Source organism: Halorhabdus sp. SVX81 (genome assembly GCF_029207715.1).
GTDB lineage: Archaea > Halobacteriota > Halobacteria > Halobacteriales > Haloarculaceae > Halorhabdus.
Window position 1 is genome coordinate 1813415 of the sequence record NZ_CP104322.1, and the last position, 23620, is coordinate 1837034.

Genomic DNA, 23620 nt, shown 5'->3' on the forward strand with positions numbered 1-23620 from the left:
TATACTTCTGCCGCTCGCAAACTTGCGAGCGGCGAATATCGGTCACGGTGATTTGAAGTAGACCACGAGGGAGTGAAGCGACCGAAGTGGGCGTGGTTCAAATCCACCTCCCGCTATTTTGCTGCGAACAAATCCGTGAGCAGCAAATCGTATAGAGTGGATTTGAAATAGAGAAACGCGAGCGGAGCGAGCGTTTCGCGTGGTTCAAATCCATCTCCCGCTACGTCTCGGCGAATTTACGGCGCAGAGGTGTATCTCTGCGCCATCCTCGCTGTGCTGTCGCTGTCGTGGCTTACCCCTGTTTTGAGCGGAATGAGACAGTACCTGCCTGCAAGCCCGACTTTTAGGTACCCGCCGGCGAAGGTCGACTATGACCGAAGAAATCGGAATCGTCGGTGGCGGGATCGCCGGGGCCGGTGCGGCCTACGCGTTGAGCGACGCCGACGTCACCGTCTACGAGATGGATACCGTCGGGGGGCGGATGGCGAGTCGGCAACGGAACGGATGTATCTTCGACTTCGGTGCGAACTACCTCGAAGTCGCCGATCCGGACCTGGAAGCGATCATCGAAGACGCCGCCGGGGACAGACTCGTCGAGATCGAACCACCGGTCTGGCGGTTCGACGCCGCCGGGGAGGTCACGGCCGGAGATACGCCACAGAACACCCGCTGGACGGGCCGCGGTGGCCTCGACGAGGTCGTCCGAGGCATGATCGATGCCAGCGGCGCGACGCTGGAGGATGGCGTCGGCGTGACACACCTCGAACGACTCGACGATGGGTGGCGTCTCACGACCGAGACGGGCGAGCGGGAGTTCGATGCGATCGTGCTCGCGGTGCCAACCGCGTCGGCGTCGGTCCTGCTGGAAACCGCAGATTGGGATGCCTCGCTCCGGGAGGAACTGGCCATGGCCATCAATCAGATCCCCTACCGGACGATGGATACCGTTGCGCTCCACTTTGCCTTCGAACTGGAGACGCCGTACTTCGGGCTCGTCAGCGAGGAGAGTGTCTACGATGTGGCGTGGGTGTCAAACGAAGGTCACAAACCCGGCCACGTTCCGGATGGCGAGACGGTGATCGTCGTCCAGTTCGGCCCGAGCTGGGTCGTCACGCACCCACAGACGTCGCCGGCCGCTGCCGCCGAGGCGGCGACCCATCGAGCCCGGGAACTCATCGGCGACGACCGGCTCGTCGATCCAAACTGGTGGGAGTACCAGCGCTGGGGTGACGCGATCCCCACGCGAAGCCCGGATGAAGAACTGATCGAGCAGGCGCTCGATTCGGACCTGGCGATCGCTGGCGACTGGGTCAACGGTATCGGGCGGACACGATCGGCCCTCCGGAGTGGCCTGGATGCCGGTCGAAACCTGCAGTAAGTCGGTGCTATACTTTTCGTCCCGTCGTCACTCGCCGGGACTGTAGTTCGGAGCCTCGTCAGTGATGAGCACGTCGTGGGGATGGTTCTCCTGCTGGCCGGCACTGGAGACCCGGACGAACTCGGCGCGTTCCTTGAACTCGGGGATCGAACTCGCACCGACGTAGCCCATTCCGGACTGCATCCCGCCGACCATCTGGTGGAGTTCGTTCTCGACAGGTCCCTGATACGGCGTGGCTGCCTCGACGCCCTCCGGGACGTAGTCCTCTTCCTCCTGATCCTCGACGTCCTTGAGGTATCGCTCGCCGCCGCCGGACTTCATCGCGCCGACGCTACCCATCCCGCGGTACTGCTTGTACTTCTTGCCGTTGCGGGTGATGATGCGACCCGGCGCTTCGTCGGTGCCCGCAAAGTACGAGCCGAGCATCACGGCGTCCGCGCCGGCCCCGATGGCCTTGATCGCGTCGCCGGAGTACCGAATGCCACCGTCCGCGATGACGGGCACGTCGTGATCTGCTGCGACGTCGGCGACCTCGGCGACGGCCGAAAGCTGGGGCATCCCCGACCCGGAGACGATTCGCGTCGTACAGATGCTGCCCGGGCCGATGCCGACCTTGAGCCCGTCGGCGAAGTCGACAAGGTCCTCGGCGGCCTCCCGCGTGCCGATGTTCCCGACGACGATGTCCGCGTCGATCTCCGCTTTGATATCTCTGGCCGTGTCGACCACGTCGAGGTTGTGGGCGTGTGCGCAGTCGACGAAAATGATGTCCGCACCGGCGTCATCGGCTTCGAGCGCCCGCTCCGTCTCGAAGGGGCCGACGGCGACGCCACACCGGAGGCGCCCGTTCTCGTCTCGGGCGGCCTGGTCGTACTCGCGACGCTGGAGAATCCCCTGCATCGTCACCAGCCCGATGAGGCGGTCCCCGTCGTCGACGATCGGGACGCGCTCGATCTTGTGTTCGTACATGAGTTCGAGCGCCTCGCGCGGCGAGACGGACTCTTCGGCGGTGATAACCTCGTCAGTCATGGCCTCCCGAACGGCATCCGATTCGCCGACTTCGAGGTACGGGCGGATGTCCGTCGCCGAAATGATCCCCAGGACTTCGTCGTCCTCGCCCACGACGGGCGCGCCACTGACGCCCTTGTGCTCCATCATCTCGTCGACCTCACGGACGGTTTGGTCCGGGTCAGCCGTCACGACATCGCGAATGATAGGTTCGTCAGCGCGTTTGACGCGCTCGATCTCCGTGACCATCCGGTCGACGTCCATGTTACGGTGAATGACGCCGAGTCCGCCGTGTCGAGCCATCGCGATCGCCATCTCGCCCTCGGTGACGGTGTCCATCGCTGCCGAAAGGACGGGGACGTTCAACGAGACGTTCTTCGAGACGCGGGTCTCCGTCGTCGCATCGTCAGGTTCGACGCGACTCTCCTTCGGACGCAACAGGACGTCGTCGAAGGTCAGCGCTTCCGGTACGTCGAGTTTCGCCGAAAACGGTCGATCGTGCTTCGCCATGTAATCGGTCGTACAGCCCAGCCCAAAAACGTTGCGAGTTGTCGCTCATCGCTTGCAGTTTCACCGGGTGGAACCACAGCGCCCCGCGATTGTGGAGGGCGTCCGATGACCGATCATTACGATATCCGGATCCCACAGGCAGTTATCCGAAAGGAGATTACGATCCAGTACAAATGAACGATATTATTCGAAATGACTGCTATTTTGTAGCCGATCCATGCGCATACCGTCGCTTGCGGGCACTTCTCACACAACGTTTTTACTTCTATCCTTCGTGGTTTATCATATGGCTTCCGCCATCCCCATCAGCTCGCGGATCGCCAGTGAGCAGCGTGCAGTCACCGGTGTGACGAATACATGGAAGTCGATGGGGACACCGTTCAATTTTGGCGCTGACACAACCAGTCAGCCGGCGGAGCACGACCGTCACGGTATCGCCGAGCGATACCGAAGACGGCCCCAGTACCCATTGGCCACGGGAGACGGCCCCCGTCGCTGATGAGTAGCTCCCAACATCCGATCGCCCTCGCCATCGAGCGACGCGTCGGCGGTGACGGTCGCCTGCTTGCGACGGTGATGTGTCTCCCACTCGTCGACGGGGTGTTCCCGGCGCTGATCCTCGCCGGTGCGATGGGCAGTGTGTCCGGGGTTTTCGAGGTCGGACTCCTGGTCTTTGGGGGAAGTGCAACGGTCGCAGTCATCCTCGCAGATTTAGACGGGACGCCGCGCGAGCAGGTTCTGACTGTCCTCGGTGTCGGGGCGATCCTGTTGCCGATTGCAGCGGTTGAAGCGGCCCTCGCGCCGACGATCGCCAGCGTGCTCGATCTGGCAATCTTCGAGCGGTTCGCGGGGCTCGTTATCCTGGCAATCGCCGCCCAGACCGCCAGTTCACGGATCGCCGACCTCATTCCACGGCCGGCGATCGTCGTCGGATTCGGCCTGATCGCCAGTCTTGACCTCGGCGGCGCGGAACTGACCGTCGCCACTGATCCCGAACTCGTCGTCAACGGGACAGCCACGGCCCTGGTCGGCGTCGGCTTTGCGGTACTTGTTGCGCTTGCTGGCCCGTGGCTTCGAGCCAACGTCGACATCGACCGCTTTCGTTTCGGCAGCGCTGTTGCCCTCGGCGTGCTGGCGCTATCGATCTACGGATTCGTCCCCAGCGACGCCCCGCTTTCGCTGGCTGTCCTTGCGATGGCCGGGCTATTGGCGTTCGATCCGGACCAGGGACTGATCTTCCCACCCCGCGAGTCCCCAGTGGACGCTGAGGCGGACGAGTCACTCCCGGACGGCGGCAGTCAGTCCGACGCGTCAAATTCTGTCTCGACAGAATCAGATGGCAGTGACGATCGCTCACCGTGGCTGTAGAGACAGGGCTCGATAGTGAACGGGGGCCGAACGAAGAGACGGTGTACGTTGACAGTAGGAATCCTGCCTGGACGGCAATATTTAGAAGTCTCGATAGCCTGGGTCCGTCATGGCCGAAAATAGGGTGGTCCAGGGACGGATGGTCACCGCCGTCACGCTGGCAGAACTCATCGAAGGCGAGGATGTCATGGACGCCGAATCGATCTCCGACGCCGAGCGCACGTGCCCCGAATGTGGCGGCGATGTCCTGGAAGTCGGATATATGCCCTCGATCACCGAGTTCGTGACCGGAAACAAGTGCCAGGACTGTGAGTGGGCAACAACCGACAGAGACTGAATCGAAATCCCTTTAGGGGAAATCGTCTAACGACGGGTTGCGGGGTCGTGGCCAAGTCCGGCATGGCGACTGACTCCAGAGGCACGCGCCCGGGACGACACTCCAGACTGATATACTGAGCGACCGGCTGATCACCGGCCGCCTTGATGACCCTCTGGAGTTCCGAGGCGCAACCGGAGATATCAGTCGATCGGGAGTTCAAATCTCTCCGACCCCATTCTTTCGCGCCCACCAACTCCGTGAGGCGCAAGTGTGTAATTCGGAGAGATGTGAATGTGGGAGCCGCTCACTACGACCGCGGTTCACAATCCTTCCGATCCCCTCTATTCAGACAGCATATAGACCCATCTATGCCGCATCAAGTAGCTAGATCGAGTCCCAGAACTCACTCAGCGATTGCTTCGATACGGTCGGCCAGTCGGGTGCCGATCCGTTCCATTCCGGCATCACCCGGGTGGAGGAGATCGGCCGTTAACCCGGTGATATCGTTGAGGTCAGGCCCCGCGACGACGTGGAGGTTCTCGTGTGGCGACTCGGCGACGACAGCACGCACTGCATCGCGGAACGCGCTGGCGTGTTCGGCGTCGCCGGATTCGGTCAGGTCGTCGAAGTAGGGGAACAACGTGAGACACACGATCGGTTTCTCGGGATGTGCATCCGCAATCGTGTTCACGAAGTACTCGACGCGGTCGTGGAACTCGGCCGGCGTGAAATCAGCGTTGGCCATGTTCACAGACAGTTCAAGCGTTGCGACGTCCCAGTCGTCGCGAGTGGCGAGGTAGTCCGCCATCGACGAGTCCGCGTAGGCGGACCCCGAGCAACCGAAGTTCAGCAGGTCGTATCCGAGGTCCCGGGCGACGTGGGTGACGTAATCCGTGTGAAGCGCCGAGGCGGCGGCACCTTCCGTGATCGAAGTCCCGTAAGCGAGATAGCGTTGCTCCGGGAGTTCGTCCTCGTTTGGCGGGCGGCAGTTACCGGAAATATCGTGGATCGCGATCGCTGTCCGACGTTCGAAGCGGATCCGGCAGACTTCCGGATCAAATCGACCCGCCTCATCGGTCGGCTCGATTTCGCGGAGACGCTCGGGCACGCTGAAGGTGTACGTCTCCGGCGTCGGGCCGACCTCGGTCGGCTGCCAGGGCTGGTGGACACCCCAGAACGTCCGAAATTCCGTCTCTTCGGCGGCCGAAAGCGTCACTTCGATCGCCGCGTCGTCCTCGGTTGGAACGAACCGGACTTCACTGGCCGTGGGGTGACGAACCCGGTCTGCCGCCATCTCGTTTAGCTCCTGGCCAAACGAAGATGGGATCCGACAGAGTCGATCCCCATCCGGGCCCCACTCGGCGGGTTCAGTTTCCGCGACGTTATGCAACGAAACCGACGGATACTGGTCGTGATCCATGTGCGTCGTGGCACCAGTCGAATCGCGATCACATGGGTTTGTTGGAAATCATTCGCGATCCGCCATCGATCCGTGGCGGCTCGTTTGCCTCGTCCGGTGGTGAAAACAAACGCCCAGATAGGACGTACCCCAGGCTCCTCAAGCAAGGGCCTGAAATCAAGGCGACCGAAGATGGTGGGGGAAGGGAATGGCAATCCGGTCGTCTTGATGTGCAGACGGTCCGCGTCGGGGGAAACGGGGACCGCTGTGTATCGCCTGGGTCGGCGGGGACCGACCCGTGAGTAACTGACGTATTTCATAAATGTATACCTTCCGTACGCTTTCAAAAATGATACTTTGGGAGAAAGTACCCAGAAAATAAGTTATCATATGTTAGTATGGATAAATTAATAAATGGCACATGTTTTACCGATGCTGTATGAGCCGTACAGTGCTCCTTCGCAGTGGGCGGCAAGAATTCGTAGCCGCTATTCTCCCACGGGAACGTCTGTGAAACCAGCCAGCCATTTTATAAGCGAGACACCGGTATGGGGCTGTAACGTGGTTGCTATGGTGGAGACAAGATCAATCAACCCGATCGTTTCGACGGAGTGGCTGGCTGATCGTCGTACCGACGAGGATCTCGTCGTCGTCGACGCCAGAGGGCCAACAGCCTACGAGGAAGGTCACATTCCCGGTGCAGTCAACGCCCCGAAATGGACGTGGATGGACGCCGAAGCCGACCTGCTCCTCACGCTGCCGAGCGCGGCGGACCTCTTCGAGACCCTGGGGTCGCTGGGGATCGACTCGGACTCCCGAGTCGTAGTCGTCGGCGGGACCGAGGACACGTTCGCGCTTGCCGACGCGGCCAACGCTGCGGATACGCTTGTTTACGCTGGTCTAGACGATGTCTCAATTCTCGACGGCGGCTATACGAAATGGGCCGACGAAGGACGACCGACTGAAGACGGGGCAGTCACACCGACACCTGCCGAGTACACGGGCACACTCGACGAACAGATGTTCGTGACGAAAGACGAGGTAGCTTCCCGTCTCGGGGATGTTCCGCTGCTCGACACCCGGTCGCCGGAAGCCTATTTCGGGGCAATGCAGGAGGATTTCACGGACCGTCCGGGTCACATCCCGGGGGCGTCCTGTCTCCCGGCCGCCTGGATCTGGACGGACGAGGGGACGTTCAAACCACCTGAGGAGCTGGAACCCTTCGTCGAAGGACTCGTCGGCGACGACCGAACGAAAGAGGTAGTCCTCTACTGTGGTGCGTCCCCGTTCTCGAAATCCTGGCGATACGTCATCCAAGAGATGCTGGGCTATGAGAACGCCAGAGTCTACAACGGGGCCGCCCAGGAGTGGACCCAGGACCCGGACGCGCCGTTAAACCGGTACTGCTGGGAATAACGTGACGACCTATCCCGAGTTCAATCAGAGTGACAGGCAGACCGTCGTGGACACGTAGTGGTGCGACAAGGAGCGTCGTTGTAAAACGACATATAGCGGAGTATAAAACAACAAATATATAATTGTTATTCATATCACGCCGGTCTTTCGAGAAATAACCGTCCGAAAAACAACAACCCGGTGATATACGCAAGACATTCTCCAGTGGTTTCCCTAATGAATAAATATAAAAATATTTGTATTAGTGTGTTGAATTACTTGATTGCAATGTCCACGTATCGACTGCTGGATAGGGGGGTATCGCCAGTCATCGGGGTGATCCTGATGGTTGCGGTCACTGTGCTGCTCGCGGCTGTCGTCGGCACATTCGTAATGAATATGGACATGCCGGAGAATCAGCCGCCCAGCACTAGCTGGGACATTTCCGAAGAGGGGGACGCGATCGTCATCGAACATGACGGTGGCGAGTCTGCGACTGCTGAAGAGCTCACCGCGGTGATATCGTATGAGGGAAGTCATCCTGCTGAACGCTACACGTTCGCGGACGCAAACGGATACAGTGACGGCGATACAGTCACTGCCACGGACTCGATGGAACTTGTCTACGGCGGCACCACGCCAGCAACTGACTATATCGATCTCACAGCTGGCAGCCTGAGTGTCTCTGATGTCGATGAAGTCCAACTCATCTGGGTCTCGTCTACCGGCTCTCAAAGCCAGCCGTTGACAACCTGGACGCGGTAATCGAGACGGGCTGCAACCCGGTTTCCGTTCAGAAGTCGTCGATAGTCGCTTCGATCACGTCGATATAGGCGTCGAGGTCTGCATCCTCGACGTCTTCGGGGGCGCGTTCGGCACGGTCCGCCAGCAGATCCGGTAACCGATAATCGTAGGCTCCCTGGCCGACGTGCTCGATCAGTTCGGCCGTCCGAAGCGTCCGATTGCGGGCGTAGGCATGCGTGCGATCACCCGATCCGCCGGCGACAAAGTGGGCGTCGAGCGGCGACGCCGGCCCCTGTTCGCGGTAATACGAGAGCATCTTCTGGGTTTTGGGTTCGAGCGACCGGACTTCGGCACGGAGCCGGCCGACGAAATCGGGCACCTCGTCGATGGAGACTTCCCCGCTCGCCGCCGTGATTTCATCCTCGTCTTCGCCAGCTGACCCGGTGCCGTCAGCGGACTCGTCGGTCTCCGAGGCGGTGTCGGTTGCGTCAGCGATGGGGGTGGAGTCGACCGATGCTTCCGCCGGGACGAAATCGTCGATAGACTCGAACGCCTCGGCGACTGCCTCCCCCGTGCCGTTGCCGCCGGCAGCGTCCGGCGCGGCCGTCCCTGAACCGTCCGCCGTAGCGACGTCCGACCCGAACGTGGCCTGGTCGTCGGTGTCGTCCGTGGCCTGGCCCTGCGTGCGTGCATGGCTGTCCCGAAGCTTTGCCTGTTCGGTCCGGCCCGGGTTCGCCCCGTCGACGTGCTCGACCAGGGCGTCGACGAACTGATCGGCCATCCGGCTCATGTCCCGGGCGTCCTGGAGTTCGCGTTCGAGTTCGGCGATCCGGGAGTTCTTGCGGTCGAGTTCCTCCCGGAGTTCGGCGATCCGGTCTTCGGTCTCCGCACGCTCGTCGGTGATCGACTTCAGTTCGGAGACGAGGTCGTCGCTGACGGACTTGAGATCCGGGCGCTCGAAGTCCTCCAGCCCCGGGGTGGCCCCGGCGTCGAACGTCTGCTTGCGGTAGAACTGGACGCGCTCGACGGCCGCCGCCCAGTCGGTCATCAGGAACGCCTCGCCGTCGGCCAGGTCCTCGACGGCGTCGGCGTACTGGCCGTCGAGGATGCGGCTGACGACCTTGGTGTCGTTGTTCCAGGTGAGGCGATGCCAGACCAGCCAGTCACACTGGGTGATGAAGTCCTTTTTGACGTCGGCGGGTCGCTGGCTGATCCCGACGATGCCAAGGCCGTGTTTGCGCCCGCGCTTGCCGATCTTGATCAGCATCTTCCCGCACTCATCAACGCCGCCCTTCTCCGGGATGTACTCGTGGATCTCCTCGACCAGCAAGAGGAACGGCTGTTTGCACTTCTTGGCCTTCGCGAACAGCTGGCGGGCAACGGCCGTCAGTACCTCACGGGCCTTCTCCTCGTCGAGGTAACTCGAAACGTCGAGGATGATCGGGACGTTCTGTTCTAAGGCGAGCGAAGCGAGTTTCTCGGCGTGGTCGGTCGTGACCTGGATGTCACACTCGTCGTCGGCCCCGGCGTGGAGGATCTCGTACTCCTCCTTGAGCCCGTAGTACTCGCCGTCGATGTCGACGATGAGCAGGCCGAAGCCGTTGTCGAGCAACTTCTCGGCGACGACCGACGCGGAATTGCTCTTGCCGCTCCCTGATTTCCCGGTGATGAACCCGCGTCCGGTGAGCAATTCGACGACTGGCAGCGAAACCGGCCGGCCTACGTCACCAGTCCCGCCATGCCCGGGGCTGCGTTCCGCAACGGTGATCGTCCGCGTATCGCTGTCAGCCATACGTTTCTTACGTAGCCCAGAACCTCGACACCCATAATTCATCGTCAGACGCGGGTCCGACGCTGGGTCGTGGGTGGCTCCGTCCGCCGCGATCGACATGAGGGTATATATCCGTGGACTACTTTCCCCTGGATTGAAAGCTGGAGAAAATGCCCCGATACGAGACGATCGTCGAGGACGGGACTGTCTACGTCGCCAGCGACGGCGACCGCGTCGAAGTCGGGCGCGTCGATGCCGTCCTCGACCTGGTCGGCGGGCCGTCCTGGACCATCTCGTATACGCCCGCGGAGAAAGAGCGCCACCCGGAGATGGACACCTCGGACGAGGGCCTGACCGTCGACGTCGTCGACATGATGGCGGCGATGACCCACGGCGAGCAGTTCGTCCGCGCGCTCGAGACCCACCCCGTCGACGCACCCTCGAACGATCCCGACGCCATCTCACCACGGCTGGGGCTGTTCGCCGGCAAGCTCTTAGAGAACCTCGACAGCGGCCTGGAGTGAGTCCGACTCACCGGAAGTCCGCAAGCGTCGTCTGACCTGACAGCCGCCGGCTCCCGGACGACGACTGAGGGGTGGTGTCCGTTTCGTTCGTGTGCGTTTCAATCTCCGTGCCGTCACTATCGCCGTCCCACTCAGCGAGACTCGCCTGGTCGCCCGCCGAAAAGGAGAGCCCGGAGACGAACACGCCGACCTTGCGAACCTCGCGGTCAGCAAACTCCGTGAGGAGATCGAGCGCGACAGAACGAACCAGCTCCGGGCGGTCGACCGGTCCGGACAGCGACCGTTCGCGCGTGTTGATATCGAACGGTGGCGTGACGACTTTGATCCCGATCGTCTGATAGAGCGCATCACGCCGATTCGCCCGGTCCGCCACCGCATCGGCGAGCGTCCGTACTTGTTCCCGGACAGTCCGGGAGCCACCCGCCTCGGCTGGCAACGACGACTCCCGGGAGAGACTCTTGGGTTTGCCGACGGGCGTCACGTCGCGGTCGTCCTCGCCGCGGGCGTACCGGTAGATCGCGCGTCCGCGTTCACCGAAGCGATCGACGAGCGCCGCCGGATCGGCATCCGCGAGTTCCCCAGCCGTCTCGATGCCCATCTCGGCGAGTTCCGTGACCGTCTTCGGGCCGACTTCGTGGATATCCTCAACGTCGAGCGGGGCCAGAAACGACTGGACGGATCCCGGTTCGACGACCGTGAGGCCGTCGGGCTTGTCGTGGTCGCTCGCGATCTTGGCCGCGCTCATCGTCGGCGCGACGCCGACGCTCGCCTCGACGCCGACTGTGTCGGCGATCTCGGTTTTCAGTTCGCCCGCGAACTGTTCGACGGACTCCCAATCGGTCCGGTCGGTCACATCCAGGTACGCCTCGTCGATGCTGACCGCACGCAGCACGTCGGCGTGTTCCGCTAGGACGGACTGGACCTCTTCGCTGACGTCCTCGTAATAGGACATATCGACGGGCCGGTAGTAGGCAGTCGGCTCCGCGTCGGGATCGGCAACCTCGCGTCGGGGCAGCAGCTCGAGTGCCCGCTCGATCGACTGTGCGCTCTCGACGCCGTGCTCGCGCGCCTCGTAACTCGCGGTGGCAACCGCCCCCACTGTTTCACCCGGCTCGTATCCCATCCCCACGACCACCGGTTCGCCTCGGAGTGGGGGTTCGCGGAGTCGCTCACAGGCCGCATAGAAACAGTCCATATCGACGTGGAGGACAATGCGCTGCTCGCTGGTGGACTCGACCGGCAACCGGCCGGGCCGGGACATACGCGGCGTTCGCGCCGGAGCCATACCAAGGTTCTCACACCGGCATGGACAGAGTCGAGACTACTGGGCAGGTGAAAACGGAAACTCCGCCGGAGAATCGGCGGAGGGTACTCGTCGTTTGCGCACGGTGCGTCTCCCGGACGTTCACGACGGTCGTTCCCGTCGGGAACCACCCGGCGCGGTTCCACGCTAATGTTACACATGCCCATACTTAACTCTTGCTCTCGGGGCCTTTCCAAGACACGCCGCTGGCCAGCAGACACAGCGGAAAGCGAATATCGAAGCCTGGATCGCTGGAGAAAATGCCGAATTGCGCGCGTTTAACTGACGTGTGCGGCGATATCGGCGTCGGTGATGATGCCGACGGTCTCGCCGCTGTCGACGACCAGGACGGCGTCGTGATGATCCAGGTACGTATCGATCTCTTCGAGCGTCGCGTCGGGTTCGACGGTGGTGATCGACTCGTGCATCACGTCGGCAACGGGGAGTTCCCCGACGTTGTCCGCCTGGCGCTGGCGGATGTCAGTGTTCCCGATAAGTCCGTCCGGTCGCCCGTTGCGGATGACCGGCACCTGCGAGTAGCCCTCGCTGTCCATCAACTGTTTGGCCTCGTGGACGCTGTCGTCGGGCGCGACGCTGACGATGGGCGAGTTCATCAGGTCGCCAGCCCGAAGGATGCCACCTTCCGCTTCCTGGAGCGCGTTGACGATCCGCCGGAGCGTCGAGAGTCGCGGATCGACGTCACCACCCTCGATCCTGGCGATCAGCGGCTGGGAGACATCGGCACGATCGGCGAGTTCACTCTGGGTGAGCCCGAGGTCCGTCCGGCGCTCGCGTAAGTCCGCTGGAGTCGGCAGTTCCATAGAGGCTGATAACCATAGGTAATACAAAAAGCCACCGGCTCTCAGCGGTCGGTACTCTCCCGATAGACTCCGTGTCGTCCCGCGGGCGGTCTCACTCGTCGGGTGCAGTCGGTGGCTCCTCGTCCTCGGCGTATTCGATCGTCTCGACGATTTTGAGCGGGACATCCCGTAGCGCCCCACCGATCTCGCTTTTCGCGATCCGCTGGGCGTGTTCGGCACTCTCGGCGTTGAAGACCTTCATCTCGAGGACGAGTCCGACCAGGGCGGTGTCGGCGGCGATGAACGCCGAGTCGAACGGTTCCGCGCACGCGGGACAGGTCGTGGCACCGACCTCGACTTCAACGTAGTCCATGTCCTGATCGTTGAGTCGCTTGCCGGCTTCGCTGACTGCCACACCGATAGCGTCGTCGATGTTCTCTACGTCACGAACCAACCAGGCTGCTTCCATTGCCACGAGGTAGTTCATACTTCATCTCTACCGGCGAGCCTATTCGTGTTTTATGATTTCCGGATGTCGCCCCGATGTTGCGCGTCACGCCGTTGGGCCCTGCGCACGTCACGCCAATAATGGCTATAACTTATGACGAGGCCGCGTCGGTGTGACGAGCCCATTATGCCCTCCGGCAGTGAGTATCCTGTGCAGTTGGGGATAGTACAACCGGAGTTGAACCGCAAGACGTAGCCGTATTTAATTATAATAATCTACAATACTGTAATACTTCTTTCAGCAATCTTTATATACTGGAGGCGGGGGAAGCTCAGGTGAGGACCAATGGAAACGTACCTGTACCGAGCCGGCCTGTCCGTGCTGTACCACGTGACACTGCTCGTCGGGATCATGCTGTTGCCAGTCGCGTTGCTCGCCCGCCAGATCGGGATACCGCTGCCGTATCACCGGTTCCTCGGATCGCTGAAAGACGCATACGATCGGGCGGCGACAGAGGCCTGAGGCCGGCAGTGACAGGGCGACTCGGAGTGCGACGACTGGGGCCAGGAACGTCAAAGCGCTCCGGAGGGCCGGCGGGGTCGACCCCACGTCGAACGGTGAGTCGACCGATCGTCACATTCTAAGTGCGGTGCCGTCCAGGGAGTCGTATGGACCTGTTCGGGACAGCCGGAATCAGAGGGCCGGTCAGCGAACGCGTAACCCCCGATCTCGCACTCCGCGTCGGTCGAGCGGCCGGCGACGACGGCGCGGAGTTCGTCGTCGGCCGGGACGGCCGGACGACGGGCATGGGACTGGCGGCCGCCGTCGAAGCGGGACTGGAAAGTGCCGGTGCCGACGTGATTCGTGTCGGCCAGATACCGACGCCGACGCTCGCCTACGCCTCCCGGGGCCGTCGTGGCGTGATACTCACCGCGAGTCACAACCCACCGGCGGACAACGGACTCAAACTGTTCTTCGACGGCCAACAGTACCCGGCTGGGGCCGAATCCCGGATCGAATCCCGGATCGAAGACGATCCCGCCCCCGCCCCATGGGACGAGTGGGGGACGACCACCCGCCGTGATCCCCTCCCCGACTATCGGAAAGCGGTCGTCGAATATGCCGAAACCCTCGGCGCGCCGCTTGACGGACTCGGTGTGGCAGTCGACTGCGGTAACGGTGTCGCCGGCGTCGCGACCCCACCGGTGTTGCGCATGCTCGGTGCGCACGTCCGTGCCCTGGACGCAAACGTCGACGGTCACTTCCCGGCCAGAGAGAGCAAGCCGACACCGGAGAACATCCGGGGACTCCGGCAGTTCGTCGCCGGGTCCGAGGCGGTCGAACTCGGCTTCGCTCACGACGGCGATGGGGATCGGATCGTCGTCGTTGACGATGACGGCGACGTGATCCACGAGGATACCGTCACGGCGATCCTGGCAGACCATTTCGTCCGCGAGAGCTCCGCCGGTGACCCGGTCGTGATCACGACGCCGAACACCTCAACCCGGATCGACGAACGCGTCCAGGCCGCGGGCGGCCGCGTCGAACGCGTCGCCCTCGGTAGTCTGCACGAGGGGCTGGCGGACATCCCCGACACACCGGAGACCGAAGTCGTCCTTGCCTCCGAGCCCTGGAAATACATCTTCCCCGACCTCGGGCCGTGGATGGACGCCATCGCCAGTGCGGGGGTGTTCGCCCGGCTCGTCGCCGAGTCGGGGCTTGACGCCCTGCGAGCGCCAGTCACGGAACGGCCCTTCCGGAAAGTCAACGTCGACTGTCCCGACGCGGACAAACCGGCCGTGATGGATCGACTCGCTGCGGAGTTGCCTGCCCAGTTTGCATCCGCGACGGCCTCGACGGACTACGGAGTCAGACTGGAATTCCCGGACGATTCCTGGGCGCTGGTCCGTCCGAGCGGGACCGAGCCGTACATCCGGCTGTACGCCGAAAGCGATGAGGTCGAAACACTGATCGACGACGTTCGCGCGGGCATCGAAGACGCCGTCGAAGCAGCGACGTAAGCGAGCCCCGTTTGCGGTTCGTCACGGCGGTGGCTATTTGCCCACTCCGATACACCGCCCTGTATGGACGAGTTGATCGAGCGAGCACGCAAAGCCCTCCGAAGTTCGTATGCCCCCTACTCGGCGTATCGGGTCGGGGCCGCCCTCCGGACGGCGGATGGAACCGTCTTCACCGGGTGTAACATCGAGAACGCCAACTATTCCAACAGCGTCCACGCCGAGGAACTCGCGATCAGCAAGGCCGTCGAGGCCGGCCACCGGGAGTTCGAGTCGATCGCCGTCACGTCATCGAAACGCGATGGCGTCACGCCGTGTGGAATGTGTCGACAAACGCTCACGGAGTTCTGTGACGAGGGGTTACAGATCGTGTGTGACGAGGACGACGCCGTCGCCGCGTACACGCTGGGTGAATTGCTCCCGAACACGATCAGTAGCGAAAACCTGGAGGACTGACGATGGACAGCGAAGACCCCAACGACGAGGTCCAGTATCACCTGCAGGTCGGCCCCGAGGACGTGGCCGGGGCGGTCCTGCTGCCGGGTGATCCAGACCGCGTCCCGAAGATCACGGACACGTGGGACGACAGCGAGACCGTCGCCGAACACCGCGAGTTCCGGACGGCAACGGGGACCGTCGACGGGACGCCGATCTCGGTATCCTCGACAGGGATCGGGAGTCCGTCGGCGGCGATCGCCGTCGAGGAACTCGCCAGACTCGGCGTCGACACCCTCCTTCGCGTCGGCTCGTGTGGGAGCCTCGTCGAGGAGGCCGCCGTCGGCGATCTGATCATCACGACCGGCGCGGTCCGCCAGGAGGGAACCAGCAAGGAGTACGTCCGTGAGGATTATCCGGCAGTCGCCGACTATCGGGTGGTCTCGGCGCTGATCGCCGCCGCCGAGCGGCTCGACTATGACTATCACGTTGGACTCACGTGTTCGACGGACTCCTTTTACGCCGGGCAGGGCCGGCCGGGATTCGAGGGGTTCGAGGCGCGTGGAAGTGACGAACTGGTTGGGGAGTTGCGTGACGCCAACGTCCTCAACTTCGAGATGGAGGCGAGTTCGATCCTGACGCTCGCGAACCTCTATGGACTCCGGGCAGGTGCGGTCTGTACCGTCTACGCCAACCGGGTGACCGGCGAGTTCCAGACGGAGGGCGAACGCAAGGCGGCAAAGACGGCGTCGACTGCCGTCTCGATTCTGGCGTCGATGGAGAGCGACGCAGACGCGGCCGATGCCGACGCCTGGCACGCCGACCTCTGAGGGCTGGAAGCTACATATTGGGCCAGGCAGCGAGTGCCCGGGAGACCGAACTGACGTCGGCGATCCACCGCGCAGCGATGCCCTTTTTTAAGAGTTCGGCGGTGAATCCGTCGAACGTCTCGATCGGACTGAACATCACGTCGGTTGCGACCGCCTCGTCGCCGACGGAGACGACGGTCCCTTTATTCTCGTACTGCCACTCGGCGAGCGGTTGACCGCGGATCGACCGGGCAATGTTCTCCGCGGCGACGTCCGCCGCCTGCCAGGCCGCCTCGGCGTTCGGCGGGGCCGGATCGTCACCCGGTTGTTCGACCAGCGCCGCGTCGCCGATGGCAAAGACACGGTCGTCGTCCGTTTGAAACGTCGTGGAGGCTTTGAGACGGTTGCTCTTGTGATCTTTCGCGACGCGAACGTCCTGCATGGCACGCTGGCCCGTGATACCACCAGTCCAGACGAGGACGTCGTACTCCAGATCACGACCGTCGTCGAAATGAACCCGTTCGTCGTCGACCTTGCTGACAAAACTGCCCGTCCGGACGTCGACCGATCGCTGGTCGAGTCGCTTTCGAATTGCCGACTGGAACCCGGGGCGTTCCCCCGGCAGGATCGACTCCAGGCCCTCGACCAGGACGACATCGATCGGTGCCGAGTGTTCCTCGCGATAGGCAGTCACTTCGCCGGCGACCTGGACGCCGGTCTGGCCCGCGCCACCGACAACCACGCGAGCGGGATCAGCCGTGGAGGCGGATTCGGCCGCCGACTCGACCGCGTCGTGGATCGCGAGCGCGTCGTCGAGACTCTTGAGCGTGTGTGCGTGGGCTTCGAGACCGTCGATTCGGAAGAAGGCAGTCTGGCTGCCGATGGCCACCAGCAGGTAGTCGTACTCGATGGGATCGCCGTCGTCGAGTGCGACCGTTCTGTTGTCGACGTCGACGGCCTCGACCCGGCCCCGGACGAACGTCGTGGACGGTCCTTTGATCTCCTCGATCGGGATCGTGACGTGCTCTTTGATAGTCGGATCGCGAATACAGCGATGGACTTCGTGGAGAACGAGATGATACGGTTGATCGGAGACCCACGTGAGGTCGACCCGATCGCCGAGTTCCGACTCGAGGCGTTGGATCGCGCCCGCGCCGGCGTACCCGGAACCGAGAACGACCACCGACTCAGTCATATCCGTCGTTCAGCGAGGCCCGGATACAAACCCTTTGGAATGGCCCCGTGGAAGGTGTATGTAACCGTATCACGTGGACGCGACGCAACCATGGAGACACGCCACGAAAGCGGCAAAATCGAGTGGGGAATCCGAGCCGTGGTCAGTGTTCGGGTGCTTCGGCCGGGGCGACCATATCGTCGATCGTCAGGATGAGCTTGTTGCTGGTATCGTCCTTGCCGTCGAGGGTGCCGACGATCTGCAGCTTCGAGAGCGGCGTCGGGCCGACCGTGACGCTGTCACCTTCGTCGTAATCAGAGAGCGACCCCTGAAGCGTGACCTCCGCACGGCAGTTCTCCGGATGGTGGACGCTCGCAAGGTTGATCTCGGCGACGTTCGCCTCCGGGATCTGCTCGCCGTTGTGAAACAGCGGGACTTCCGCGGCGTGGTCCATGTCCTGAATCTGGAGTGCGTCGTAAGCGGTCGCCGTCGGCTTGTAGCCGCCTTTGGGACCGGGGACCCCTTCGACCAGCTGGAGGGCTTTCAGACTCTGCATCTGGTTGCGGATCGTACCGGGGTTCCGGTTGACTCGCTCGGCGATCTCCTCACCCTTTACCGCACTTTCTGAGTCACGATAGAGGTTGACGAGCTCCTGCAAGATGTTCTTCTGACTGGGCGTGAGTTCGATTGATGACATGAGTTATTTTTCGTGATAGGCTGTATTAAATGCGGCGGTGGATGACGACGACGCGTCCGCCCGGTTAACCGGGGTACACGGTGGCAAAGACGGCCAAATCCTCCAGGGGAGATAACTGTTCTCGAACATATGTACGCCGGAGGGATCGATGGGTGGGCCGCGTCCCGACTGTGTCCTGAACGGACGCCACGCTGGTGGCTATCACGGGGCTGGCTGGCCTCTGGAGACGGCTCGTAAGTTGCCGACGGCCATTCGAGAGCACGGTCGCTGCAGTTCGTGACACAGATTTATGAAACACCGCTGTGAAATCCGGCTATTGATACAGATATGGGTTCTTCGGATACGGACACCGGCGAGTCAGTCATCGAGGTCTCAAACCTCCGGAAAACCTACGGTGAGACGGTCGCCGTCGACGGGGTAAGCTTCGACATTCAGGCCGAAGAAGTGTTCGCGCTGGTCGGTCCCAACGGTGCGGGCAAGACCACAACTGTCGAGATGATTGAATGTCTGCGGACGCCAACCGCGGGGTCGGCACTCGTTCTGGGCGAAGACGTGACGACAAATGCACACTCGATCAAAGCGGAGATCGGCGTCGTCCCACAGTCGTTTCACACGTTCGATCGTCTCTCCGTTCGGGAGAACGTCACGCTCATCCGGCGGATGTACGACGATGGATTGTCGGTCGATGCAGTGCTCGACGAACTCGATCTCACCGAGTGGGCCGAAACATCGTTTCAATCGCTGTCAGGCGGCTTACAGCGACGGACTGGCATGGCGATGGCGCTCGTTAGCGATCCCGCCGTGCTCTTTCTGGACGAGCCGACGACCGGCCTCGATCCCGACGCACGCCGCACGACATGGGAACAGATCGAGGGGCTCGCCGATCGCGGCACGACCGTCGTCCTCACGACCCATTACATGGAAGAGGTCGAACGGCTGGCCGACCGGGCCGCACTCCTTCTCGACGGGCGGATCGAGGCCATCGACACCGTCCCGAACCTGATCGACCGATACGGCGGGGCCATCAAGGTCGTCGTCAGAAGCACGGGCGAGTCTGCCGAGGACGAAGTGTTCGAACCGATCCTCGAAGACGCGGCAAGTGAGGTCTACCGGACCGAAACCGGCGATATCGTCGGTCTGTTCGAGGACCGCGGTCGCGCCCAGGAAGCCTACAGTCGACTCCACCAGGAGGGCGAGGGCCGGGCGATCGACCTGATCAGCGCAGGCATGGAAGACGTGTTCCTGCAACTGGCCGGCGCGACGCCGGACGCCCGGGGGGAAATCGAATGAAGCGAATCGCCGCGCTGCTGGATGCGCTGTTGCGTGACTGGTCGCGCTCGCGGGAAACAGTCTTCTTTGTCGTATTATTTCCGATCATTCTGCTGGTGATCTTCAGCACCGTCTTTGCGTCCAGTGCGCCGTCGTTCGGACTCGTCGTCCAGAATCAGGACGTCGGCCCGAACGGCGAAGCGACGAACCTCTCCGCGACGTTCGTCGAGAACCTGGGCGGGATCGAACCCCTCGACGTTCGGCACCTCGACGCCGATCGGAACCTGACCGAGTGGAGTCAAGAGAGCGACGGCGGGGGCCGTGTCCTCGTCATACCCGACGGGTTCGCCGAAGACGTCCGCGCCCAGAGCGGCCGCGTTCGGATTGCGATCATTCGGGACACTGTCGCGCGTTTCCGGGACGACATGAACGATACCGAGCGAGCAAACATTGAGCGGGGCCTTGATCAGGCAAGCCAGCGGAACGCGACGAACGCGACCGGTGTGACGGTGCAGTTTTACGCACCGCCGGACGACCAGTCGGCACCCGTCGTGCGTGGCATCCTTTCGACTGTCATTGCCGAGTTTAACCAGGAATCGCTCGGTGTCGAGGAACCGCCAGTCAGTCTGGATTCTGGAACGATCGGCTCAGCCGGGCTGACGTCGACTGATTACTACCTGCCCGCGTTCATCGCCACGCTGGTGTTGATCAACGGTGTGATGACAGTCCCGGGCGTGATTGCCGGGTTCAACCAGGACGGGACGCTCAAGCGCCTCGTGGCGACACCACTGCGAAAGCGCGACTGGATCATCGCGAACATCGTCCAGCAGTCGCTGCTCGCCCTCTTACTTTCGGGGGTGATGCTCGTCGTCGCGGCGCTCCTCTTCGGGGTGACGGTGATTCCGGGTCCGCTCTCGGTCGCCCTCATCTTGCTCGGGGCGATCGCCTTTTCGGCGCTGGGGATGACCCTCGGGAGTCTCCTGCCGAACCCAGACGCGGCAAGTAGTCTCGGCGGGTCGATCGCGTTCCCGATGATGTTCCTGTCGGGCGTCTTCTGGGAGGTCGACATCATGCCCGAGACGTTACAGACGATCGGCCGGCTCATGCCGCTCTATCAGTTCCATCGCGGACTCCGCCGGCTCATGATCGTCGAAACCACCGACGGGGTGTGGCCGGCGTTTGCGATGTTGGGCGCGATGGCGATCGTCTTCATCGGGCTGGCCATCAAACTCACGCGCTGGCGGGATTTCGGGGACTGAATTCAGTCCGCGAGCCGGGTTTCGACCAGTCGAACGCCCACGACGACGATGCTTGTGATCACCAACAGCAATTGGTATCCCGACCGTGCGATGGGGAACACCCGGTCGACGTTTGCGGGTTCCGGGCCACGCTGGGGATCGACGCCTGAGCTAATGTGGACGTCTTCGGTCGACCCGACGGCAACCCCGCCGCCGTCAGTTGCCTCCGGAGCAAGGTCCACGAACGTCTGGACGAGACCGCGCTGGGTCGAGAGTTCAAGCTTGCCGGTAACGGCGTAAAACTGGTCGTGGATCGGATAGAAGATGTTCGCTCCTGCCCCGAACAGATCCGGGCCGATCCCCGCGAAGACGACCGCCAGGACCCCGACCCAGGCGACACGAGGAGCGTGCCCGTCGAATCGATCGGCGAGCCAGGAGTCCGCTCGGACTCGCGTATCCCAGTAGACCAGCACAGCGAGGCCGGCCGGGAACAACAGCGTATGTAGAAGCGCTCGGTGCCCACCTGGAATGAAGAGGCCACCGAAAGCGTCCAGGTCTGGGACCACCACCAGCGCAAGTACGACGAGGAGTGCGCGTGCGTCGAAGGCACGCCCCAGCAGCGCCGCCCCTATCAGCCCGGCCAGGGCAAGGTGTACCACGGTTGAGGGCATATGCGTGGGACGCACTGGACACAAAAAGCAATTACGTCGCCATTGGCGGGGGAAGCTGTCCCCGGATTCGTCTTTTGTCGAAGTGTACTTCGACGGGATTTATGGGCTCGACCACGCACTTACGGGCATGGACAGAGGGTCGGACCGCGACCGTCTCGCGAAACAGATCGCCGGGGAGATCGCGACGAGCGATCGGCCGGGCGAAACGATACGAAAGTGGCGGACGGACTTCGAGATCGCTCAATCGGAACTCGCCGCCGAACTCGAGGTATCGCCATCGGTCGTCTCGGATTACGAAAGCGGGCGGCGGGACAACCCCGGGATCGCCGTGGTCAACCGGACGGTCAGCGCATTGCTCGCGATCGATCAACGACGCGGCGGTCGGCACATCCGCCAACACGCCCGGGTTATCTCGGCCGGGTTCGACAACAACATTGTCTCGGATCTCCGGGAGTTCGCGGCGACGGTCCCGATCGACCGATACTTCGAGGTGATCGAAGCCACGAAACTTGCGCCCGGTTCCCAGGAGACTGTCGTCGGCCACACCGTCATCGATAGCATCGAGGCGATTACCCGTCTCTCCAGTGAGGAATTCTACCGGCTCTATGGCCAAAGCTCGAACCGGGCGCTCGTGTTCACGAACGTCACCCGCGGCGAGTCACCGCTGGTCGCAATGCGCGTGGTGAATCCGACACCCAACGCGGTCGTGCTCCACGGGATCGAATCCGAAGACGTCTGGGCACGGGCCGCCGATCTGGCTCGCGTCGACGGGTTCGCGCTGGCGGCGACGACGCTCGACCTGGACGCGATGCTCGACCGACTGGCCGAACAGTTCTGAGAGGGAACAGCGAGGGGATGCGGCCGCGAACACGATGGGCCAGCCACGGCCACATCCCGTTCCCGCTGTCGGTCCGGAAAGCCCGAACCGGTGGCGATCGGCTGATTCCGTCCGCGGTATCCGTCCGAAGCGTGGTCTCGCTCTATTCGACGTCGTGCTCTCGCTCTATTCGACGTACGTGTACTTGCGCTCGCCCATGCGGCCCCAGCCGTCGAAGACGAACTCCGCCTCGGGCGTGGTGAACGCGTCGACGTCCGTGGTCTCGTCGTAGTTGTGAACTTCGTGAATCTGTTCGTATTCCGCGAAGCTGATATCGTAGCGCTCCCGAAGCTGGCTGTCGACGTTGAGTTGGGCGATCTCCTCCTCCCAGCCCGGCTGGACAGTTTCGACGTGGATCTCCGCCTGCGCACCGCTGCCATAGGAGCAGACCAGCATCTCTTCGTCGTCCAGATCACGGCCGTTCTCTCTGGCTTCCTTGAGCGCCGATGCCCGGGCAAGGTGGACGGAGCCGGTGTACCAGTTCCCGACGTATCGGGAGATACCGAGCGTCGGCTCGACCGTCCGGTCGTACCACTCGCGATAGCGATCGGTCTCGGTCAGGTCGTCGGTGTACGCCGACAGCGCGTCCCGGAACGCCTCGTCGTCCTCGAAGTCCTCGCGACGGGGCTGCATACCGATTTCCTCGGCGAGTTCCTCCTCGACGTCCGTGTCCCGAGAGATGTGTCGATAACCGAGTGCTGCACCCTTCCGGACCATCCCGGGGAACGGAATGTGGAACGGGACGACCGCGAAGTCATCAGGATGTAAATCGCGCTGTCGTTCGACGTCCGTCATCGCTTCTCGCATCCGGGCGAGATACACCTGCATCGAGCGCTTGCCGTCGACGCTCGGGAACTGCTGGTTGGGTTTGAGGAAGTCCGTCTCGTCGGCGCTGCCAAAGCCCTGGACGGGATCGACCGACGTGAGACTCGGATCCTCGTCGATCAACATCGCGACCGCGCCTGCACCCTGGGTCGCCTCGCCGGAGTCACCGCGGGCGTACAGCGCAGTGTCGGTGGCGATCACCAGTGCCGCGCGTCCCCGATTCTTCCCGGCCTGGATCCAGTTGACCGCGTCGTCGATCGCCTGCGTGCCCGCGACGCAGGCGAACTTCCGCTCGCCCTTGTTGGCGTGATGGAAGTCACCCTCGTAAACGTCCTCGAGACACCCAGCGATGTACGTCGAGGCCGGCTTGGAGTGATCGAACGCGCTCTCGGTCGCGACGTCGATCCGGCCGATATCGTCGGGTTCCAGCCCCTTTCGATCCATCAGGCGCTTGGCCGCGTTCGCGCCCATGGTGACGATGTCCTCGTAGACGTCCGGGAACGAACTCGAATGCAGTCCGAGGCCCTTGGTATATTTCGCGGGATCCTCGTCCTTGGCGGGGGCGAACGTCTCCGCCAGGTCGAGTTTGAGATTGCCAGTGCGGATCTCGACAGCGTCGATGCCCACTGTAGTCATGATTCGT

The 23620-nt window shown here is 62.7% G+C and carries 22 protein-coding genes, 1 tRNA gene and 1 pseudogene; 14 read left to right on the forward strand and 10 right to left on the reverse strand.

Going from position 1 to position 23620, the window contains the following annotated elements:
* Positions 1-370 precede the first annotated feature (370 nt).
* Positions 371-1378: an FAD-dependent oxidoreductase gene (locus SVXhr_RS09005; RefSeq protein WP_275736878.1), complete on the forward strand. Its 1008-nt coding sequence runs from the start codon at positions 371-373 to the stop codon at positions 1376-1378.
* Between the two features lie 27 nt (positions 1379-1405).
* Here the strand turns inward: SVXhr_RS09005 and guaB are convergent, their stop codons facing one another.
* Positions 1406-2893, reverse strand: a complete 1488-nt coding sequence (guaB, locus tag SVXhr_RS09010) for an IMP dehydrogenase (protein WP_275736879.1) — start codon at positions 2891-2893, stop codon at positions 1406-1408.
* 498 nt (positions 2894-3391) lie between these two features.
* Here guaB and SVXhr_RS09015 point away from each other — a divergent pair, with 498 nt between their 5' ends.
* The 3 genes from SVXhr_RS09015 (at position 3392) to SVXhr_RS09025 (ending at position 4815) form a co-directional block, all read left to right on the forward strand.
* The gene (locus SVXhr_RS09015; RefSeq protein WP_275736880.1) at positions 3392-4261 is read left to right on the forward strand and encodes a DUF5794 domain-containing protein; all 870 of its coding nucleotides are present in this window, start codon (positions 3392-3394) and stop codon (positions 4259-4261) included.
* A 109-nt stretch (positions 4262-4370) separates the two neighbouring features.
* Positions 4371-4598, forward strand: a complete 228-nt coding sequence (locus SVXhr_RS09020; protein ID WP_275736881.1) for a DUF5795 family protein — start codon at positions 4371-4373, stop codon at positions 4596-4598.
* A 41-nt stretch (positions 4599-4639) separates the two neighbouring features.
* Positions 4640-4815: transfer RNA gene (locus SVXhr_RS09025), tRNA-Trp, on the forward strand.
* Positions 4816-4983: 168 nt separating this feature from the next.
* On the opposite strand, the gene SVXhr_RS09030 is transcribed toward SVXhr_RS09025, so the two are convergent.
* Entirely contained in the window at positions 4984-6000 is a 1017-nt protein-coding gene (locus SVXhr_RS09030; protein ID WP_275736882.1) for an SGNH/GDSL hydrolase family protein, read from the reverse strand.
* Positions 6001-6552: 552 nt separating this feature from the next.
* On the opposite strand from SVXhr_RS09030, the gene SVXhr_RS09035 reads away from it, so the two are divergent.
* The gene (locus SVXhr_RS09035) at positions 6553-7395 is read left to right on the forward strand and encodes a rhodanese-like domain-containing protein (protein ID WP_275736883.1); all 843 of its coding nucleotides are present in this window, start codon (positions 6553-6555) and stop codon (positions 7393-7395) included.
* Positions 7396-7662: 267 nt separating this feature from the next.
* Complete coding sequence (locus SVXhr_RS09040) at positions 7663-8139, forward strand: type IV pilin N-terminal domain-containing protein (protein WP_275736884.1); 477 nt, start codon at positions 7663-7665, stop codon at positions 8137-8139.
* 28 nt (positions 8140-8167) lie between these two features.
* Here the strand turns inward: SVXhr_RS09040 and SVXhr_RS09045 are convergent, their stop codons facing one another.
* Complete coding sequence (locus SVXhr_RS09045; RefSeq protein WP_275736885.1) at positions 8168-9910, reverse strand: DUF87 domain-containing protein; 1743 nt, start codon at positions 9908-9910, stop codon at positions 8168-8170.
* Between the two features lie 149 nt (positions 9911-10059).
* Here SVXhr_RS09045 and SVXhr_RS09050 point away from each other — a divergent pair, with 149 nt between their 5' ends.
* The gene (locus SVXhr_RS09050; RefSeq protein ID WP_275736886.1) at positions 10060-10413 is read left to right on the forward strand and encodes a hypothetical protein; all 354 of its coding nucleotides are present in this window, start codon (positions 10060-10062) and stop codon (positions 10411-10413) included.
* Between the two features lie 7 nt (positions 10414-10420).
* On the opposite strand, the gene dinB is transcribed toward SVXhr_RS09050, so the two are convergent.
* The 3 genes from dinB to SVXhr_RS09065 all read right to left on the reverse strand — a co-directional run bounded on the left by dinB (position 10421) and on the right by SVXhr_RS09065 (position 13003).
* Complete coding sequence (dinB, locus tag SVXhr_RS09055; RefSeq protein ID WP_275736887.1) at positions 10421-11674, reverse strand: DNA polymerase IV; 1254 nt, start codon at positions 11672-11674, stop codon at positions 10421-10423.
* Positions 11675-11994: 320 nt separating this feature from the next.
* On the reverse strand, positions 11995-12537 hold the full coding sequence (locus tag SVXhr_RS09060; protein ID WP_275736888.1) for a CBS domain-containing protein: 543 nt from the start codon (positions 12535-12537) through the stop codon (positions 11995-11997).
* 91 nt (positions 12538-12628) lie between these two features.
* A complete protein-coding gene (locus tag SVXhr_RS09065) occupies positions 12629-13003 on the reverse strand; it encodes a DUF555 domain-containing protein (protein ID WP_275736889.1) in 375 nt (124 codons plus the stop codon).
* Positions 13004-13309: 306 nt separating this feature from the next.
* On the opposite strand from SVXhr_RS09065, the gene SVXhr_RS09070 reads away from it, so the two are divergent.
* From SVXhr_RS09070 to SVXhr_RS09085, 4 genes and pseudogenes are all read left to right on the forward strand, one after another.
* On the forward strand, positions 13310-13486 hold the full coding sequence (locus SVXhr_RS09070) for a hypothetical protein (RefSeq protein ID WP_275736890.1): 177 nt from the start codon (positions 13310-13312) through the stop codon (positions 13484-13486).
* Between the two features lie 146 nt (positions 13487-13632).
* Entirely contained in the window at positions 13633-14985 is a 1353-nt protein-coding gene (locus SVXhr_RS09075) for a phosphomannomutase (protein ID WP_275736891.1), read from the forward strand.
* 60 nt (positions 14986-15045) lie between these two features.
* Positions 15046-15438 (forward strand): annotated as a pseudogene (cdd, locus tag SVXhr_RS09080) (cytidine deaminase); the annotation flags it as partial.
* Complete coding sequence (locus SVXhr_RS09085) at positions 15435-16247, forward strand: nucleoside phosphorylase (protein ID WP_275740914.1); 813 nt, start codon at positions 15435-15437, stop codon at positions 16245-16247. The pseudogene cdd and the gene SVXhr_RS09085, both read left to right, overlap by 4 nt.
* A gap of 10 nt (positions 16248-16257) precedes the next feature.
* On the opposite strand, the gene SVXhr_RS09090 is transcribed toward SVXhr_RS09085, so the two are convergent.
* Both SVXhr_RS09090 and SVXhr_RS09095 read right to left on the reverse strand, forming a co-directional pair.
* Positions 16258-17421: an FAD-dependent oxidoreductase gene (locus tag SVXhr_RS09090; protein ID WP_275736893.1), complete on the reverse strand. Its 1164-nt coding sequence runs from the start codon at positions 17419-17421 to the stop codon at positions 16258-16260.
* A gap of 142 nt (positions 17422-17563) precedes the next feature.
* Positions 17564-18097, reverse strand: coding sequence for an Rrf2 family transcriptional regulator (locus SVXhr_RS09095; RefSeq protein WP_275736894.1), 534 nt, complete (start codon positions 18095-18097; stop codon positions 17564-17566).
* Positions 18098-18424: 327 nt separating this feature from the next.
* Between SVXhr_RS09095 and SVXhr_RS09100 the strand changes: the two genes are divergently transcribed.
* Positions 18425-19387, forward strand: coding sequence for an ABC transporter ATP-binding protein (locus SVXhr_RS09100; protein WP_275736895.1), 963 nt, complete (start codon positions 18425-18427; stop codon positions 19385-19387).
* Complete coding sequence (locus SVXhr_RS09105; protein WP_275736896.1) at positions 19384-20625, forward strand: ABC transporter permease; 1242 nt, start codon at positions 19384-19386, stop codon at positions 20623-20625. The genes SVXhr_RS09100 and SVXhr_RS09105 overlap by 4 nt, the downstream gene beginning before the upstream one ends.
* Before the next feature lie 2 nt (positions 20626-20627).
* On the opposite strand, the gene SVXhr_RS09110 is transcribed toward SVXhr_RS09105, so the two are convergent.
* Entirely contained in the window at positions 20628-21275 is a 648-nt protein-coding gene (locus SVXhr_RS09110; RefSeq protein ID WP_275736897.1) for a metal-dependent hydrolase, read from the reverse strand.
* A gap of 127 nt (positions 21276-21402) precedes the next feature.
* Here SVXhr_RS09110 and SVXhr_RS09115 point away from each other — a divergent pair, with 127 nt between their 5' ends.
* Complete coding sequence (locus SVXhr_RS09115) at positions 21403-22113, forward strand: helix-turn-helix domain-containing protein (RefSeq protein ID WP_275736898.1); 711 nt, start codon at positions 21403-21405, stop codon at positions 22111-22113.
* Positions 22114-22278: 165 nt separating this feature from the next.
* Here the strand turns inward: SVXhr_RS09115 and hmgB are convergent, their stop codons facing one another.
* A complete protein-coding gene (hmgB, locus tag SVXhr_RS09120; RefSeq protein WP_275736899.1) occupies positions 22279-23613 on the reverse strand; it encodes a hydroxymethylglutaryl-CoA synthase in 1335 nt (444 codons plus the stop codon).
* Positions 23614-23620 lie beyond the last annotated feature (7 nt).

Bases quoted from the DNA above. Each gene is read 5' to 3' on its own strand.
- SVXhr_RS09005 (WP_275736878.1), top strand. From the start codon at position 371: ATGACCGAAGAAATCGGAATCGTCGGTGGCGGGATCGCCGGGGCCGGT.
- guaB (WP_275736879.1), bottom strand. From the start codon at position 2,893: ATGGCGAAGCACGATCGACCGTTTTCGGCGAAACTCGACGTACCGGAA.
- SVXhr_RS09015 (WP_275736880.1), top strand. From the start codon at position 3,392: ATGAGTAGCTCCCAACATCCGATCGCCCTCGCCATCGAGCGACGCGTC.
- SVXhr_RS09020 (WP_275736881.1), top strand. From the start codon at position 4,371: ATGGCCGAAAATAGGGTGGTCCAGGGACGGATGGTCACCGCCGTCACG.
- SVXhr_RS09030 (WP_275736882.1), bottom strand. From the start codon at position 6,000: ATGGATCACGACCAGTATCCGTCGGTTTCGTTGCATAACGTCGCGGAA.
- SVXhr_RS09040 (WP_275736884.1), top strand. From the start codon at position 7,663: ATGTCCACGTATCGACTGCTGGATAGGGGGGTATCGCCAGTCATCGGG.
- SVXhr_RS09045 (WP_275736885.1), bottom strand. From the start codon at position 9,910: ATGGCTGACAGCGATACGCGGACGATCACCGTTGCGGAACGCAGCCCC.
- SVXhr_RS09050 (WP_275736886.1), top strand. From the start codon at position 10,060: ATGCCCCGATACGAGACGATCGTCGAGGACGGGACTGTCTACGTCGCC.
- dinB (WP_275736887.1), bottom strand. From the start codon at position 11,674: ATGTCCCGGCCCGGCCGGTTGCCGGTCGAGTCCACCAGCGAGCAGCGC.
- SVXhr_RS09060 (WP_275736888.1), bottom strand. From the start codon at position 12,537: ATGGAACTGCCGACTCCAGCGGACTTACGCGAGCGCCGGACGGACCTC.
- SVXhr_RS09065 (WP_275736889.1), bottom strand. From the start codon at position 13,003: ATGAACTACCTCGTGGCAATGGAAGCAGCCTGGTTGGTTCGTGACGTA.
- SVXhr_RS09070 (WP_275736890.1), top strand. From the start codon at position 13,310: ATGGAAACGTACCTGTACCGAGCCGGCCTGTCCGTGCTGTACCACGTG.
- SVXhr_RS09075 (WP_275736891.1), top strand. From the start codon at position 13,633: ATGGACCTGTTCGGGACAGCCGGAATCAGAGGGCCGGTCAGCGAACGC.
- SVXhr_RS09090 (WP_275736893.1), bottom strand. From the start codon at position 17,421: ATGACTGAGTCGGTGGTCGTTCTCGGTTCCGGGTACGCCGGCGCGGGC.
- SVXhr_RS09095 (WP_275736894.1), bottom strand. From the start codon at position 18,097: ATGTCATCAATCGAACTCACGCCCAGTCAGAAGAACATCTTGCAGGAG.
- SVXhr_RS09100 (WP_275736895.1), top strand. From the start codon at position 18,425: ATGGGTTCTTCGGATACGGACACCGGCGAGTCAGTCATCGAGGTCTCA.
- SVXhr_RS09105 (WP_275736896.1), top strand. From the start codon at position 19,384: ATGAAGCGAATCGCCGCGCTGCTGGATGCGCTGTTGCGTGACTGGTCG.
- SVXhr_RS09110 (WP_275736897.1), bottom strand. From the start codon at position 21,275: ATGCCCTCAACCGTGGTACACCTTGCCCTGGCCGGGCTGATAGGGGCG.
- SVXhr_RS09115 (WP_275736898.1), top strand. From the start codon at position 21,403: ATGGACAGAGGGTCGGACCGCGACCGTCTCGCGAAACAGATCGCCGGG.
- hmgB (WP_275736899.1), bottom strand. From the start codon at position 23,613: ATGACTACAGTGGGCATCGACGCTGTCGAGATCCGCACTGGCAATCTC.